Source organism: Chryseobacterium sp. ZHDP1 (assembly GCF_018603435.1).
Classification (GTDB): domain Bacteria; phylum Bacteroidota; class Bacteroidia; order Flavobacteriales; family Weeksellaceae; genus Chryseobacterium; species Chryseobacterium indicum.
Window position 1 is genome coordinate 529,738 of record NZ_CP075682.1, and the last position, 16,633, is coordinate 546,370.

At 34.6% G+C, this 16,633-nt stretch carries 16 protein-coding genes; 4 read left to right on the top strand and 12 right to left on the bottom strand.

Going from position 1 to position 16,633, the window contains the following annotated elements; translation table 11 throughout:
- Window positions 1-258 precede the first annotated feature (258 nt).
- The 4 genes from KKI44_RS02355 to KKI44_RS02370 all read left to right on the top strand — a co-directional run bounded on the left by KKI44_RS02355 (window position 259) and on the right by KKI44_RS02370 (window position 4,496).
- Window positions 259-1,185 (top strand): IS1595 family transposase, encoded by a 927-nt coding sequence (locus KKI44_RS02355; RefSeq protein ID WP_214589675.1) that lies wholly within the window; start codon window positions 259-261, stop codon window positions 1,183-1,185.
- A gap of 213 nt (window positions 1,186-1,398) precedes the next feature.
- Window positions 1,399-1,620, top strand: a complete 222-nt coding sequence (locus KKI44_RS02360; RefSeq protein WP_214589676.1) for a hypothetical protein — start codon at window positions 1,399-1,401, stop codon at window positions 1,618-1,620.
- A 272-nt stretch (window positions 1,621-1,892) separates the two neighbouring features.
- A complete protein-coding gene (locus KKI44_RS02365) occupies window positions 1,893-3,704 on the top strand; it encodes a TonB-dependent receptor plug domain-containing protein (RefSeq protein WP_214589677.1) in 1,812 nt (603 codons plus the stop codon).
- A gap of 75 nt (window positions 3,705-3,779) precedes the next feature.
- Complete coding sequence (locus KKI44_RS02370) at window positions 3,780-4,496, top strand: DUF2490 domain-containing protein (protein ID WP_214589678.1); 717 nt, start codon at window positions 3,780-3,782, stop codon at window positions 4,494-4,496.
- Here the strand turns inward: KKI44_RS02370 and KKI44_RS02375 are convergent.
- The 12 genes from KKI44_RS02375 to KKI44_RS02430 form a co-directional block, all read right to left on the bottom strand.
- On the bottom strand, window positions 4,493-6,544 hold the full coding sequence (locus KKI44_RS02375; RefSeq protein WP_214589679.1) for a M48 family metallopeptidase: 2,052 nt from the start codon (window positions 6,542-6,544) through the stop codon (window positions 4,493-4,495). The genes KKI44_RS02370 and KKI44_RS02375 overlap by 4 nt on opposite strands.
- Before the next feature lie 21 nt (window positions 6,545-6,565).
- Window positions 6,566-7,012 (bottom strand): phosphohydrolase, encoded by a 447-nt coding sequence (locus tag KKI44_RS02380; RefSeq protein ID WP_214589680.1) that lies wholly within the window; start codon window positions 7,010-7,012, stop codon window positions 6,566-6,568.
- An 81-nt stretch (window positions 7,013-7,093) separates the two neighbouring features.
- The gene (locus KKI44_RS02385; protein ID WP_214589681.1) at window positions 7,094-7,426 is read right to left on the bottom strand and encodes a YegP family protein; all 333 of its coding nucleotides are present in this window, start codon (window positions 7,424-7,426) and stop codon (window positions 7,094-7,096) included.
- A gap of 21 nt (window positions 7,427-7,447) precedes the next feature.
- On the bottom strand, window positions 7,448-7,765 hold the full coding sequence (locus tag KKI44_RS02390; RefSeq protein ID WP_214589682.1) for a hypothetical protein: 318 nt from the start codon (window positions 7,763-7,765) through the stop codon (window positions 7,448-7,450).
- A 162-nt stretch (window positions 7,766-7,927) separates the two neighbouring features.
- Entirely contained in the window at window positions 7,928-9,706 is a 1,779-nt protein-coding gene (locus KKI44_RS02395) for an acyl-CoA dehydrogenase family protein (RefSeq protein ID WP_214589683.1), read from the bottom strand.
- Between the two features lie 110 nt (window positions 9,707-9,816).
- Window positions 9,817-10,095, bottom strand: coding sequence for a four helix bundle protein (locus KKI44_RS02400; RefSeq protein ID WP_317195187.1), 279 nt, complete (start codon window positions 10,093-10,095; stop codon window positions 9,817-9,819).
- 36 nt (window positions 10,096-10,131) lie between these two features.
- The gene (locus tag KKI44_RS02405) at window positions 10,132-11,310 is read right to left on the bottom strand and encodes an acetyl-CoA C-acyltransferase (RefSeq protein ID WP_214589684.1); all 1,179 of its coding nucleotides are present in this window, start codon (window positions 11,308-11,310) and stop codon (window positions 10,132-10,134) included.
- Window positions 11,311-11,412: 102 nt separating this feature from the next.
- On the bottom strand, window positions 11,413-11,877 hold the full coding sequence (gene tnpA / locus KKI44_RS02410) for an IS200/IS605 family transposase (RefSeq protein WP_214589685.1): 465 nt from the start codon (window positions 11,875-11,877) through the stop codon (window positions 11,413-11,415).
- An 84-nt stretch (window positions 11,878-11,961) separates the two neighbouring features.
- Window positions 11,962-14,355 (bottom strand): 3-hydroxyacyl-CoA dehydrogenase/enoyl-CoA hydratase family protein, encoded by a 2,394-nt coding sequence (locus KKI44_RS02415; RefSeq protein ID WP_214589686.1) that lies wholly within the window; start codon window positions 14,353-14,355, stop codon window positions 11,962-11,964.
- 128 nt (window positions 14,356-14,483) lie between these two features.
- Window positions 14,484-14,933, bottom strand: a complete 450-nt coding sequence (locus tag KKI44_RS02420; RefSeq protein WP_076390553.1) for a MarR family winged helix-turn-helix transcriptional regulator — start codon at window positions 14,931-14,933, stop codon at window positions 14,484-14,486.
- Window positions 14,934-15,098: 165 nt separating this feature from the next.
- On the bottom strand, window positions 15,099-16,022 hold the full coding sequence (locus KKI44_RS02425) for an ABC transporter ATP-binding protein (RefSeq protein WP_214589687.1): 924 nt from the start codon (window positions 16,020-16,022) through the stop codon (window positions 15,099-15,101).
- 96 nt (window positions 16,023-16,118) lie between these two features.
- Window positions 16,119-16,496: a GxxExxY protein gene (locus KKI44_RS02430; RefSeq protein WP_214589688.1), complete on the bottom strand. Its 378-nt coding sequence runs from the start codon at window positions 16,494-16,496 to the stop codon at window positions 16,119-16,121.
- Window positions 16,497-16,633 lie beyond the last annotated feature (137 nt).

The following is a 16,633-nucleotide window of genomic DNA, read 5'->3' on the forward strand; positions in this document are numbered from 1 at the left end:
ACACAGTGTGAATTTTAATATTGTATATTCTGAAGAGTATTATAATTCTTAATTAATTTTAATTCTCACTTCTTTGAAAAACGGATAAAGAAAGGTAAGTATGTACAATCCTACACCACAGCCTTTTATATTTGAATGTATGCTCAGCTATTTTCAGGAGTATGCTGCCTATTTTTAGAAAAATATAGAAACTTTAACTAAAATTTAATAATATGCTTGAAAACTGTTCGTTTAAATAATTGCTAATATTGCAATACCATGATTAACACAAATTTCAATTCTATACTGGAGTTAATACAGACTTTCTCTTCCGAGCAGGTCTGCATTGAGTATCTTGAACAAATGAGATGGGGCGGAATTGTTGAAAGTCCGTTCGACTCTGCTTCTAAAGTGTATAAATGCAGTAAAAATCGCTACAAATGCAGGAACACCGGAAAATATTTTAACGTTAAAACAGGTTCCATGTTTGAGAATACTAAAATCAGCCTGCAGAAATGGTTTTTGGCGATATGGCTCCTTACATCCGGAAAAAAGGGAATCAGTTCTGTTCAGCTTGCAAAGGATATCGGAGTAACGCAGAAAACAGCATGGTTTCTGTCGCACCGTATACGTGAATGTTTTGGCATTGAAAATAATAATGAACTTGCAGGAGATGTGGAATGTGACGAAACATTTATTGGCGGCAAGAACAGAAACAGGCACCGTCATAAAAAAGTAGAATATTCTAAAAACCGTAATTTTCCGGATAAAGTTCCTGTTGTAGGAATGCTGCAGAGAGGTGGTAAAATGAATGCATACGTTGTAAAAGATACCAAAAAAGCCAGTATTCAGCCGTTTATCTATCAATATGTAATTTCTGAAAATACCCGGTTAATAAGTGATGAATGGTGCGGATATAAAGGGTTGGGTACATCTTATTTTCATTTGGTTGTTGATCATTCCAAAAAAGAATATGTTAATTCTGAAGATAAATCTATACATACCAATACGATTGAAGGTTGCTGGAAAATTCTTAAAAATTCTGTCTCTGGAATTTATAACTTTGTATCTAAGAAACATCTTCAAAAATATGTAAATGAATTTATTTATAAGTTCAACTTGAGATATATATCCAGCAACGAGAAATTTACATATCTGCTCAAAAAATGCACGGTTAGAACCAAATACGAGGATCTTATTAAATAAAAAAACAATTATTATTAATTATTTTGTATACGAATCATTGTTTTCGGGTAATTTTACGGAATGCCATATTAAGTCTTATATTTAAATCATAAATTTGTGATTTATATATGTTCTGATGGGGATTGGTTTCTTTTTTTAGATGTAAAAAATGCTGATAAAAGATAAGTTTTCTTTCAGAAAAACATAAATAATGACTATTTTAACACTTGAAATATGTTACCTGAACTATTAAAACAAAAAAAAATAAAAAGTATTTTTTTTAAGGAGGAAGAATACTTTGATGTAGCGGATATTAAAAAGAATCATCCCGATTTGAAAATTGATGTCAGCCGTATTATCCTTGTTAAAAAGTTACAGTTTATAAAAGCTGAAGATGTATCTTTAGTATCAGACTTTGATAATACGATAAAAAATATTTTTAAAAATAAAAAATAAGAGATTAAATTTTTGAAAGATAAGTTTTTTTAAGTTTGTGGTATTGCTTTTTATTTTAAAATTTGTTAAAATTGCAGTCATAAATATGTAATATAGAAATGAGAAAATTATTCAGAGATCTTATTACACATTTAATGAGAAAAAGATAACGAAATTACTTCCCGGGATGCGATATTACTGTCGCATCTTTTTTTATGACAACTATCATTTGTCATTCTTCATGATCTCCAGTACTTTTGCGTTCACGAAACTAACTGAGAATAAAACTGATTATGATTAAAAAAATACTTCCTGTTTTTCTTGTAGGAACATTCTGCTTTATGCACGCACAGGAAAAATCAACCGATATTGAGACCATTGAGGTTCAGGGAAAACTTATTTCAACACCTTACAAAACAGCCAACCAGAATATCACGATCATTACAAGAGAAGATATCATTAATTCTCCTGCAAAAAGCATCGATGAAATTCTTCAGCAGGTTCCGGGAATGGATATCAGAAGGAGAGGAGCCAATGGTGTGCAGAGTGATATCGGCTTTAGAGGAAGCTCTTTTGAACAGGTTCTGCTGCTTCTTAACGGAATCAGAATGAATGATTCGCAGACCGGACATAACTCCATGAATCTTCCTGTTGATCTTGATGATGTCGAAAGAATTGAAGTAATCAAAGGTCCTGCAGCAAGACGATTCGGGCAGAATGCCTATGCCGGAGTAATTAATGTGATCACAAAAACAAATCCGGGAAAAAGAGTAAAGATAAGCGCAGAAGGAGGAGATTATAAAACTTACGGTTTTGGTCTGAACGCACAGCTTGGAAATGAAAAATTTTCCAATTCTTTACAGGCTAATTCTGCAGGTTCAGAAGGCTATATGTACAATACAGATTATGAGATCAGAAATGTATTTTATCAAAGTAAACTGAATATAAAAGAAGGCAATATCAGACTTCAGGCTGGTTTTTCTGAGAAGAAATTCGGAGCAAACGGTTTTTATGCTTCAAAAGCGGCTACGGAACAGTATGAAGAAACGCAGGCTTCAATTGTAAGTTTGGCTCATCAGCAAAGATTCGGAAAGTTAAAACTCAGCTCAAATGTGTACTGGAGAAGAGGGCAGGATATGTATCTTTTCAACAGGCAGAAACCTGAAATTTACCGTAATATGCACATCGGAAATAATGTAGGAGGAGAAGTAAATTCTACTTACGAATGGGGATTGGGAACAACAGGAATAGGAGTAGAATTAAGGAAAGAATTTCTGGTAAGCAATAATCTGGGAGAAAGAAACCGTTTTGTATCGCAGGTTTTCTTTGAACATCATTTTTCTTTACTCGATAAAAAATTAAACATCAGTCCCGGAATTTCCTGGGCAAATTATTCCAAAGAAGGAAACTTTTTTTATCCCGGTTTGGATGTAGGATTTAGCTTTAACCCAAACAATAAAATCTACGGAAATATTGCAAAAGTTCACAGGGTTCCTACTTTCACAGATTTGTATTATGTAAGCAAAACAGAGGTTGGAAATCCGAATCTAAAACCTGAAAGTGCGGTTTACGCAGAATTGGGATATCAGTATCAGACAAAAAATATTCTGGCAAAAGTGAGCGGATTCCTTCGGGATTCCGGAAATGCAATCGACTGGACTAAAATTAAGCCGAATGATGCAGTCTGGTATGCACAGAACATAGGAGATACTACCTTAAAAGGAATTGAAGCGGAATTGAATCACAGATTAAATGAATGGCTGAAATATACAGTCGGTTACACGTATCTGGATAACAAAGCGAACCAGTCTGGTAATTTTGTGGCAAGATATGTTCTGGATAATTTAAAACATCAGTTTATTGCAAAACTGGAAACAAAATTCCTGAAAAACTTTACCAATGAAGTGGTTTACCGTTATAATGAAAGACTGAACAATGGAAGCTATAATCTTCTTGATGAAAAACTGAGTTTTACCAAAAAAGATTTTTCCGTGTATGTTTTAATTAATAATTTAACAAATACTTCATATACAGAAACTTTCGGTGTACAAATGCCGCAAAGTTGGTTCCACATTGGTTTTTCTTACAATATTAATATTAAGTAAATGTTAATTAATAATGAATGAAAGTTAATATTACGAAATTGTTAATTCATTTACATTTGCAAAAATTTTTATTAGATGAAACTGTTTGTGAGTTTGAGTTTACTTTTAGGTGTTACATTTCTTAAAGCACAGGAACATATTTCCAGCTTCAATGCAGTCACCATCACTTACAAATTTCATCCTAAATTTTTTCTTTATCTGGAAGGTCAGTCAAGAGGAATTCAAGAATTTACATACCCCGATTACTACGAAATAAAAGGAGGATTGGGGTATAATCTTACCAAAAATCATAAACCTTTCATCGGAATGGGAAGATATGCAACTTATAAAGACCATTCTATCAACAAAGAAGAGTTCCGGGTATGGTTACAGGACGTAATCGATTTTAAAAAAGGAATTGTAAAGTTTGAAAACAGAATCCGTGCAGAAAAATCATGGTTTTACGAACCTCAGTCTGACAAAAATTCTGAAAGAATGCGTTACCGTTACCGTCTGAATGTAAGTGTTTCCCTTAATGCAAAAGAAGTAAAGAAAGGAACTGTTTTTGCCAATGCATACGATGAGGTTTTCTTTGTAAGCCCTGCAAAACCTACTTTCGCAAGAAACAGAGTGTATGTTGGCGGTGGTTATCAGATCGATAATAGTGTGGGAGTTGCTGCAGGATATCTCTGGCAGAGAGAATTCAATGTTTCCTCAAACCAGAATTTTCATTTCCTGTATGTTGCTTTAAACATTAATATCGACGGAACCAAACATCCAGTTAAAACATTTGATTATCCCGGAGCGGATTAATGTACTTTTTCCAGTCTTTTCTGATATTCAATAAGCTCTTCTTTAAAATCTATGTAAATCTTATTGATTATTGCCTGATATTCGTTAATTAAAGAAAATAAAACATCCACTTCTTTCTGAATGTATTTGTCATGATTGAAATAAATATATTCGGAACTGATGAAATCTTTAAGAAGCTGCTTATTTTCAGTCGTTAAAAAGTCTTTGTAGGCAGATTCTTCCATGAAATGTTTCAAAATATCTTTAAACGGTTTTTCGTTCTTTAGTAAAACAGCTCTGTGCTTACGGATTTCCTCCAACGGCAAAGTAACCATCATAAATTCCAGATGAGGCGTAAAATTGTTAATGGAATTCTGGAAAATATCAAACTCTTTATCCAGCAAAGCAAATTTTCTGTATTTAGCTGCTAAAATTTCCTTTTCATGATTATCAGCAATGCTGTAAAAGTATCTGAAAATATGAATGTCATTTTCTAACAACTGCTTATTCAGATCTTCGGATTCTTCTTTAATTTTAGGAACCAGAAGTCTTGCTTCTCTGGATTTGTACAGCTTTCCCGTGTAGGTAAAGGTTTTAACAGCTTTAGGATTTTCAGCAAGATAATTCAAAGTATACAAATCACTTTCTGTTCCCGCCTTTTCATAAACCAGAGAAACATAGTGATCGCTGAAGAAGTCCTCTTTTTCTACCAATTCAGTATCTTTTATAAGTTCATCAATGTTTTCCAAAACAGGATTGTGACTTTCATAATATCCGTTGAATGCAGAATTTATCAGTCTGTAAGGATATTTTTCATTGTAAAGCTGAAGGAACTGATCATTATTACCAATAACTTCACCCGCATTTTTAATATTGTACAGCGTTAAATATTTGCTTGTCAGAATCCTGCATATTTCCGTATATCCGCGGATTATATTTTTTGCAAGATCGTTATTTTCAGGATTGTTTTTTGTCTGATTTTTCCGGATCATTTCAACTCTTTTGTCCGTTTCGGGATGAAAAGACCATTGATCTTCAATTTTTACTTTTGTCTTATTATATCGGGTAATATCTTCAAGATCTATTTTCGGAAGATCATGCTCAAATAAATGATTGTTTCTTTCACCGAAAATTTTCATCAGCAAGCTTTGGTTTTCAAATAAATTTTCAGGCAGATATTTATTCCCGCTCTCTGCATAAAACATAAAAGAACTGTTGAACGCCGCATTGCTTAAATCCAGCCTTAATAAAGATGAAGTCTGCTCTTTTGGATTAGTAACGTAAGTAGCCACTGCATCCGCATGAAACTCCATTTCTCTTCGCAACGAAGCATTGTTTTTAAAAAGAAAATCTGAAAAGATCTTTAAAATAAATTGAAAGATATTAATGAAAGCTACAGAAATTAATCCGGCAATCTGAAATGCCCATTGTCCTGATCCGTGTCTGATTGAATTTTCAAAATCTTTATTGTTGTAAACCGTATCAAAAATAATTTTTTCTGCCTGATTTACATATCCTCCGATTTTCATACTTCGCTGTGAGAAATGTCCGAATTCATGTGCTAAAACGCTTTTAAGTTCACCTACAGTTAAAGAATTTACCAGCCCGATCCCGATGGTAAGATTCTTTTTAACAGGCAAAAACATACTCCAGAAAAGAGAATTGTAGCTTACACTTGCGTTTACTTCCGGCGACAGAAAAACTTTTCCCGGTCTGCTTACTTTTGTTTCCAGAATAATTTCATCAATAATGGCAAACAGTTCCGGCTGAGTTTTTCTGTCTACTTCTATTAAATGTTTTGTGCTGTAATTTTTCCTGATGAAGATAAATTTTATTAAAAAATAAAAAACAATAAGCCCGATACTTATCATCCCCAAAGCAATAATAGCAGTAAAATAGCTGGGATGAAATGTTACAAGATTTATTGCTCCATACCCCAGCAGGAAAATCAGCAGCAGCGATATGAGAATCAGGATAAAATAAACAATAAAGAATACGGATATTGATATAACAGCAGAAATCAGCTTAGAACGGTAAGCCGATGAAATAGGAGGCAGGTTATTAGTCATTGTGTGTTTTTTTATAATTTTCTAGTATTTCTCGATTAGATAATGATAGGCTTTCAGGTATTTATTAAATCTCTTGATGTCTTTGGGAGTAAGTTCTCTGTTTACCCTTCTCAGATCCATATTATCACGCAAATCGTTGAGCTTTACAGCAACCGCAAGAGGAGAACGTTCTGTTCTTCGTACAAAATCATCATATTCTTCGTTGGGATCGAATTTGGTGAGACAGCTTATCGCAAAAATAATATATTCGGGAAATCCCTGATCTCTCAGATAATCAAGGCTGAATTCCAGAGGATGATCCTCCACAACGTCGTGCAAAACCCCTACAATTTTTTCGTCCAGTGTTTTTCCGTATTCCATTACCCGCATTACGTGTGCAATATAAGGTGCATGATATTTATCGGTTTGTCCTTTATGTGCCTTATCGGCTATTTTTATTGCTCTGTGGAGCATTTCTTCTTTTGTCATCTTATGTAAAGTAGAGTACAAAAATAAAAAATGCCTCAACATTCTGAGACATTTTACAAAAATTATTTTATGATATCTTTTTTAATCAAGCTCTTCTTCCACAGATGCGTTTGGCGCATTGTTTTTTACGGATTCGATGCCTTTTTCCATGCCGTTATCAGATTCATACATCTGGCTGCTTCCGATAATCTGCCCGTTTGTTGCTTTAAGATTAAAATAAGAACGTCCGTCTTTTGCGGTAAGCCTTTCAAATTTAGAATCGTCCTGAGCGTTTTTTCTTACCGACTCAATGCCATTCTGGCAACCGGCTTTAGAACTGTAGCCTTCGCTGGAAAGGATAACCTGTCCGTTTGCGGCTTTTAAATTAAATTGAAACTCACCGTTTTTTCTTGTAGAAATAATAAATTTTCCCATGTGTATAATTTTAAGATTTGTTTATTTTGATGATGACGGAGCCTGTTTTGCTATACCTTCTTTTTCCGGAATTTCCGGAGAGATGGAATTCAGCATTCTGTAATCATTTTTATCCTGTCTTTGATCTTTTAGGCTGGAATATTCTGTACCTTCTTTGGGTTTTGCAGAGGGCATTTTATACAGATTTTTTTTATCTGCTTTTTGTGGGGGCTGGATCTCTTTAGAATCAATTTTATAAATTCCGGCAGAATCTGTTCTTGGAATTAATTGTTTTCTGATCTTTTGCTGAGCCGTAAGTGATGCTGAAAACAATAGAATTGCTAATAATGTTATTTTCATTTTTTTGTATTTTCGTTAAAAGTATAAAAAATAATTGAATTTTAAAATGGTTAAAAATAATATTGAAAAGACAATTGAATATTATTTTTTATTACTTCCATAATATTTTAATAAAAAAATCCCGAAATTATTTTCGGGATTTTCTATTGCATCAAACTATTTTTAATAGTTTCCTTTTTCAATAAAATGAGCTGCCACTTTTTCTGTTAATGCAACCACATTAGGGTGGTTGGTATACTTCGTGAATCTTCTTAATCCTGAAAGCATCATTCTCTGCTCGTCACCTTCTGCAAAAGAAACAATTCCTTCTTTTGCTGCCACGATAATTTTTTCAACCGCTTTGTAAAGGTTTAGCTGAGCCATTGCTGCTTCCACAGAATCAGGAGAGAAGTGTTTTTCTGCTCTTAAAACTGCAGATTCTGCCATATAGATCTGATTAAGAATTTCGGAAGCGTTTAACAATAAATGCTGCTGTTTCTCGATATCCATCATGTATTTCTGAAGCGCCGCTCCGGAAACCATTAAGAATACTTTTTTAAGATTCGCAATAATTGCTTTTTCTTCGCTCATAAATGCTGAATAATCCGGAACGTCGAATGAAGGAATTCCCATCAGTTCTTTGCTGATCGCCATTGCTGGAGATAATAAATCCAATTCTCCTTTCATCGCTTTCTTGATGAGCATTCCAACCGCTAATAATCTGTTGATTTCGTTGGTACCTTCATAAATTCTTGAAATTCTTGAATCTCTCCATGCTGCTTCCATCGGAGTATCTTCAGAGAATCCCATTCCTCCGTACACCTGAATTCCTTCATCGGCAGTATGCTGCGCAAGATCTGAAACGAAAACTTTAAGAATTGAACATTCAACCGCGAATTCCTCAACTCCTTTCAGTTCTGCTGCCTGATGATCCATTCCTCCTGCAACCAGTTCATCAATTTTATCCTGAATATTTTTTGCTGCTCTGTAAGATCCTGCTTCACTCACGAAAACTCCGGTTGCCATTTCAGCAATTTTCTTTCTGATCGCCCCGAAAGTTGAAATAGAAACCCCGAACTGTTTTCTTTCATTGGAATATTGAATAGAGTGATTTAAAATTCTTCTTTGTGCATCAAGACAAGCTGCCGCTAATTTGATACGACCAACATTCAATGCATTTAAAGCGATTTTAAATCCGTTGTTTCTTTCTCCTAAAAGATTTTCAACAGGAATTTTCATATCATTAAAGAAAACCTGACGGGTAGAAGAGGCACGAATACCTAATTTATGTTCTTCTTCACCAAAAGTAAGGCTTTCAGGATTTTCTAGTTCTGAACGGTTAATGACGAAACCTGTGATGTTTTTATCATCATCAATTTTGGCAAACAAAGTAAAAGTATCTGCAAATCCTGCATTGGAAATCCACATTTTCTGTCCGTTGATGATGTAATGTTTTCCGTCTTCAGACAATTTTGCTCTTGTTTTTCCTGAATTGGCATCAGAACCGGCATCCGGCTCAGTCAAACAATAAGCACCGAATTTTGTTCCCGCAGCTAAGTCCGGAAGATATTTTTGTTTCTGAGCTTCTGTTCCGTAAAGAACAATCGGAAGGGTACCGATTCCTGTATGCGCTCCATAAGCTGTTGCCAATGAACCTGTAACTCCTGAAATGTAATCGCAGGCAAGCATCGTTGTTACGAATCCCATTCCAAGACCTCCGTAATTTTCAGGAACAGCAATTCCCAATAATCCCATTTCTCCAAGTTTACGCATTACTTCTTCTGTAAATGCATAATCTTTTTTTTCGAAACGTTCTTTTTGCGGAACTACTTCTCTGTCTATAAATTCTTTCGCAGAATCGCGAAGCATTTTTTGTTCTTCATTCAGTTCTTCAAGACTGAAGATTTCGTTTGCAGGAATTTCTTTAATTAAGAATTCTCCACCTTTTACTATATTGCTCATTATTGTTTATTTTAAATTTTAAATTAGATTTCAATTATAAATTTTCAGATGAAGTTTTAATGATCTTCGTTAAAATATTAATGATACTTTCAATTTCTTTTAAATAGGAATCAATTTCGATTTGAACTAAATTTGAAGACTGATAAAGTCTCAGAATATCTGGTTTTCCGTGCTTCTTTGTTTGCAATTGAAAGTTTGGAAATAAAGTCTTTTTTAGATTGAGCTGCGATTCCTTCTTCAACATTGGCTCCAATTGAAGTTCCGCAACGAAGAATTTGTTTTGATAGAATAAATTCATTCTGAGCTTTGCACTGGATATAAAATTTAATAATTTTCAATGCAAATTCAAATGTCTTAATCTGAATCAAATTGTCTTCCTTAAAACTCATTTCATCTAAAATTTATAATTTAAAATCTATAATTAATTAAAGAAGTTCGAATATACTTGCTGCTCCCTGTCCTGTTCCAACGCACATAGAAACCAAACCATATTTATTTCCGCGTTTTCTCATTTCGTCAAGAAGCTGAACCGTTAATTTTGTTCCGGTACATCCAAGAGGGTGACCTAAAGCTATGGCTCCACCGTTTACATTTAAAATATCCGGATTTAAACCCAGTTCTTTTTTGATTGCAACTGATTGTGAGGCAAATGCTTCGTTTAGTTCGATAAGCTCAATATCTTTTAATTCCAGACCTGCCTGTTTTAAAGCTTTCGGGATTGCATAAATTGGTCCCATTCCCATAATTCTTGGTTCCAATCCTGCTGCTGCATAAGCTGCTAATCTTGCTTCAGGTTCAAGTCCCAATTCTTTTACCATTTCTTCGCTCATGACCATTACGAAAGCCGCTCCATCGCTCATCTGGGATGAGTTTCCGGCAGTTACGCTTCCTCCGTTGGCAAAAACTGGTCTCAATTTAGCCAGACCTTCTAAAGATGTATCTGCTCTCGGACCTTCATCAACAGAGAAATCAAACTTTTTAGTCTGCATTTTCTGGTTTTCATCTAAGAAATTATATTCAACAGGAATCGGAACGATCTGATTTTTAAATTTTCCTTCCTGATTGGCTTTTAAAGCTTTCATGTGAGATTCAAACGCAAACTGATCCTGTTCTTCTCTCGTAATTTTATATTGCTTGGCAACTTCTTCCGCCGTGTAACCCATTCCCCAATAATAATCAGGATTTGTTTTGGCAATCTGAGTTTCAGGAACCGGTTTGTAACCACCCATCGGAATGTAAGACATCGATTCTGTACCTCCTGCAATAATGCAGTCTGCCATTCCTGCCTGAATTTTTGCAGAAGCAATCGCAATCGCTTCACTTCCTGATGCACAGTATCTGTTTACGGTAACTCCGGGAACTTTGTCAGTGTTAAGACCCATTAAAGAAATCAGACGTGCCACATTTAAGCCTTGTTCAGCTTCCGGCATTGCATTTCCTACGATAAGGTCATCGATTCTGTTTTTGTCTAATTGCGGAAGTTCAGCCATTAATTTTTCAATTACGATTGCCGCCATTACATCGGGTCTTGTGAATCTTAAACTTCCTTTTGGCGCTTTTCCAACGGCAGTTCTGAACCCTTTTACTATATATGCTGTTTTCATATGTTTTATTTAATTAAATTTTTTGAGAATTTTTTGCCTCATAGAGGTAAACTGTTAATAGTTGTTTGTTTTTGCTTTGCGGAGCTCCGTAGGAGCGACCTGTTAAATTTCAATCCATTCAAATAGATATTCAGGATCATATTTAATTTCAAATTTTTCCATAAAATCCAGATATTCTTCTTTGAATGTTTTCTTTTTATGATGTTCTTCTTGGTTTAAAATATATTTCACAACTGAATCTATACTGCTTTTAGAATAGGAAAAAGCTCCGTATCCTTCCTGCCAGTTAAATTTTCCATTCATCCATACTTTCTCATTAATCAATTTTGATGAACCTGCTTTAATATCTCTTACCAAATCTGAAATTGTAATCGTAGGACTTATACTTACAAGAATGTGTACATGATCCGGCATTGCAAAAACTGCGAATAATTTTTGATTTCTGTTGGAAACAATACCTGTAATAAATTTATGTAATTCTTCTCTGTTTTCTTTTGGAATCAGATTTTGTCTTCCTTTAACCGCAAAAACAATTTGAATATAAATTTGTGTATACGTGTTTGCCATAAAACTAACAGGTCGCCTCTACGAGGCTCAATGTCTTTCTAAAATTATTCTGCTATTATCAGTTCGCTCCTACGGAGCTCCCTGTTAATTTCTCAACGGTTTACCATTCTGTAACATATACTGAATTCTCTCCAGTGTTTTTCTTTCCCCGCAAAGCTGTAAGAATGTTTCTCTTTCGAGATTCAATAGATACTGCTCCGTTACAACTGTTGGTTCAGAAAGATTTCCACCTACCATTACGTTGGCTAACTTATCTGCAATTTTCTTATCGTGTTCAGAAATATAATTTCCGGTTAACATCTGGTCTGTTCCTACGTAGAACATTCCTAAAGCGTCTTTACCTAAAACTTTTACTTTTTGCTCGATAGGTTGCGTATAACCGTGTTCTGCTAAACTTTTAGCCAACATTTTCGCAGTTTTAATTTGGGTTCTCTTATCTACGGAAACAATATCTTTTCCATGTTCCAAAATTCCCATATCGTAAGCTTCATAAGCAGAAGTTGCCACTTTACCCATCGCAATATTCATGAAAGCCTCACGAAGTCTGTTGTTTTTAACATCATCGCTGTGGAATTCTCTTGAAGTTCTTAAGGTTAGTTCCTTGGTTCCTCCACCGCCAGGAATTACACCCACTCCGGTTTCTACCAATCCGATATATGTTTCTGCCGCTGCAACCACTCTGTCAGCGTGCATCGTCATTTCGCAACCTCCACCAAGTGTCATTCCGTGAGGAGCAACAACAACAGGAATAGAAGAGTAGCGAACTCTCATCATTGATTTCTGGAAGTAAGCAATCGCCATATTCAGATCATCCCAATCCTGCTCAATAGCCATCATTAAAATCATTGCCAAATTGGCTCCAACAGAGAAATTTGTGCCCTGATTTCCGACAACCAATCCGTCATATTCTTTTTCAGCTAAATCAATTGCTCTGTTTAATCCATCCAGAACTTCACCTCCCAAGGAGTTCATTTTGGAACGGATTTCAAAGTTGATAATTCCGTCGCCTAAATCCTGTATTGCAGAACCGGAGTTGCTCCAAAGCGTTTTATTTTTTCTGATATTATCTAAAATAATTAAAGAATCCTGTCCCGGAATGGTGTTGTAAGCACCTGAGTTTTTATCAACGTAAATACTCTGACCTTCATCATTCACTTTATAGAAAGACTCAACGTTTTTCACCCAGTCTGAAACTTCGTAACCTGCTTCTTTAGCCAGTTCAATACCTTTTTGAACGCCTACAGCGTCCCAGATTTCAAAAGGACCGTTTTCCCAGCCGAAACCTGCTCTCATTGCATCGTCGATTTTGTAAACCTCATCGGAAATTTCAGGAACTTTATGAGAAACGTAGGCGAATAATGCACCCAAAGATTTTCTGTACAATTCTCCCGCTTTATCTTTTCCGCCGATTAACACTTTGAATCTGTCAATCGGTTTATCGATATTTTTAGTTAATTCTAAAGTCGCAAAAGAAGATTTGCCCTGAAGTTCGTATTCTAAAGTATCAAGGTTTAATCCGTGAATTTCAGATTTTCCTTCTGCATTTTTCACTTTTTTATAGAAACCCTGTTGTGTTTTTGAACCCAACCATTTATTGTCAACCATTTTCTGGATGTAATCCGGAAGGGCAAAAACATTATTGAAGTCATTGGCTTCAACTCCGCTTTGGCGAACACCGTTTGCCACCATTACCAATGTATCAAGACCTACAACATCCGCTGTTCTGAAGGTCGCAGATTTCGGACGGCCAATCACAGGACCTGTTAATTTATCAACCTCGGAAACGGTTAACCCTAATTTCTGAACATTGTGAAGAAGATCCATCATAGAGAAAACACCGATTCTGTTGGCAATAAAAGCAGGGGTGTCTTTTGCTAAAACGGTTGTTTTTCCTAAGAATTTTGCTCCGTAATTCATGTAGAAGTCGATAACTTCAGGAGCAGTATCGTTTGTAGGAATAATTTCTAAAAGAGGAAGGTACCGTACAGGATTAAAGAAGTGTGTTCCTGCAAAGTAATGTTTGAAATCCTCGCTTCTTCCTTCTGTTAAAAGGTGAATAGGGATTCCGGAAGTATTGGAAGAAATCAATGTTCCCGGTTTCCTGAACTGCTCAATTTTTTCGTAAACCGATTTTTTGATGTCCAGTCTTTCAACCACAACTTCAATAATCCAGTCTGTATTTTTTATTTTTGGCAAATCATCATCAAAGTTTCCAACTTTTATTCTGTCTGCGAATTTCGGAGAGTAGAGCAGAGCCGGACTTGCTTTCTTGAGTTTTTCAAAGTTTTCTGAAGCGATTCTGTTTCTTACCGCTTTGTCATCTTTGGTCAAACCTTTTTTCTGTTCTGCTTCAGAAAGTTCAAAAGGAACAATATCCAGCAACGAAACTTCTACACCAATATTGGCAAAGTGTGCTGCAATACCGCTTCCCATAATTCCTGAACCAAGAACTGTAACGTGTTTGATTCTTCTTTTCATTTGATTATATTTATTTTATTATTGGTCAGTTGTAACCTGACGGTTTGTTTAATTTATTATTTGTACTTTTTAATTCTTTATTCTTCATGAAGGTTTCAACTTTCAAACAAATTATTCTTCATCAGAATTTATTTTTTATTGTTTAAGTCGGTTGCTATTTTCATGATTTCACTCATCACTTCTTTGAAAGTGTCCAGCTTTTCAGGAGAGATTTTTTCCATTACCCTTTTGTTGAAATTTACCACAACTTCCTTAGAAAGATTTCTGGAGTTCAGACCTTTATCTGTAAGCTTTATAATGACTTCTCTTTTATCAGTTGTTGTTTTTTCCTTATAGATATATCCGTTATCTTCCAGTAGTTTAATAATTCTTGTAAGGGAAGTAGGTTCAATTGCCATTTTCGGACCCAGATTTGTACTTCTTGTACCTTCTTTAGGATCAATTTTTAGAAGAGTAAGTGCCTGAACCGCCGTCGAATCGTGCTCCTGAGCTAATTCGGTATACATTTTAGAAACAGCTAACCATGTCTGTTTTAAAATAAGATCTACGTTTTCTATTTTTTCTTTATTGTTATCCATCATTTTTGCCGAATGGTTATAATCCAAATTTAGTAAATATTATGCATGCATAATATTTATTTACGTTAAATTTTGTTAAATAAATGATAATCAGATGATTAAATTATATGACAAGCATAATACTATGCATGCATAGTATATAATATATTCAAAAAAATACGGGTATTAATAAATGGTTTTCAATAATTTAATGATTTCTTCAAAGGATTCGCATTGAAAAGATTCTGAATGATAAGTAATGTTCCAAAAGTTATCCTGAAATTCAAATTTTAAAGAAGAAAGATCTTTTTGAAAGTTTTTTTGCAGCAAAGAATACAGCATTTCTTTATACGCATCCGAGGCAATAATTTTCGGAGCAACAAAATTTTCATTAATCTGAAACAGCGAAGGATTGATTAATTCATCGTGCTGAAGTAAAAGATCTTCCACAATTCCGGAAAACAGACTGCCTTCTTTTACATACCAGATTTTGTCCGCAAATTCCTTGGCAAGCCGCCAGTCGTGAGACGAGAAGAGAATTAGTTTATTGTGCTCCTTGGCTAATTTTCGAAGGGTTTTGAGAATGATAATTTTGTTTTTTTCATCCAGATGTGTAGTTGGTTCATCCAGTATAATGATGGGAGCGTTTTGTGTGATGGCTCTTCCGATAAATGCTTTCTGAAGATTTCCGTCTGACAGATTTTTAAGCAAAGTATTTTTGTACTGTAAAAGATCGAGTTCCTCAATAATATGCGAAACTTCTTCTTTGTCTTCTTTTTTCAGCTCAAAATAAAAAGGATAGTAAATATATTTTCCGAGAGAAATTAGATCTTCCACTGTATAATTCGGCGGAATTACCGAACTTGAAAAGACAGCCGCAATCTGTTCTGCAATCTCTTTAACAGAAAGATTCTTTACATTTTTGTTATGGATTGATATTTCTCCGCTTAAAAGAGGAATCTGATGTAAAATAGATTTGATTAATGTTGTCTTTCCTACACCGTTGTTACCAATCAAAAGGCATACTTCTCCTAATTTCAGATGAGCTGTTGCATTTGAAATTAAGGTTTTGTGATAGCCAATGTTTGCTTGTTTAATTTGTAGGTGCATTATGGTTGGATTTTCGCTAAGGCGCAAAAATTTTTTGCAAAAATACTGTTTTAAGACGCAGGGAATTTGACTTTGTCAAATTTTTATTGCGTTCAATTATAAAAAATTTACAATTCTTGTCACCCCGTTTTTAAAAATATCAGATTGAAAGTTTAAAAGAAGTCCTAATTTACAACTTGTCATTTTGAGATAAGTTAGAAGTTGTGCTTTATGCGTTGAGTTAATATAATCAACAGTTTTTATCTCTAAAATTAATTTGTTTTCGACAATCATATCTAATCTGAACGCATTTTCAATTTTTAATTCTTCATATATAATTGGAAGTAATTTTTGTTTTTCTACGAAAAGTCCTGCTCTTGTCAGTTCATAAAACAGGCACTCTTCATAAACGTGTTCAAATAATCCGGCTCCTAGTTTTTTATGGATTTTTAATCCCGTCTCAAAGACAATTTTTGATAATTCGTTTTCTGTCATTTGTGTTATGTTTTTTATTTTATCCTGTGTTGGTTTTTCGCAAAGGCGCAAAGATTTCAAATTTTATACTGTTTTTAAGGCGCAAGAAAATCAAAGATTTTCAGCAAGTGTACTGCGTTAATTTTGCGATCCTAAAT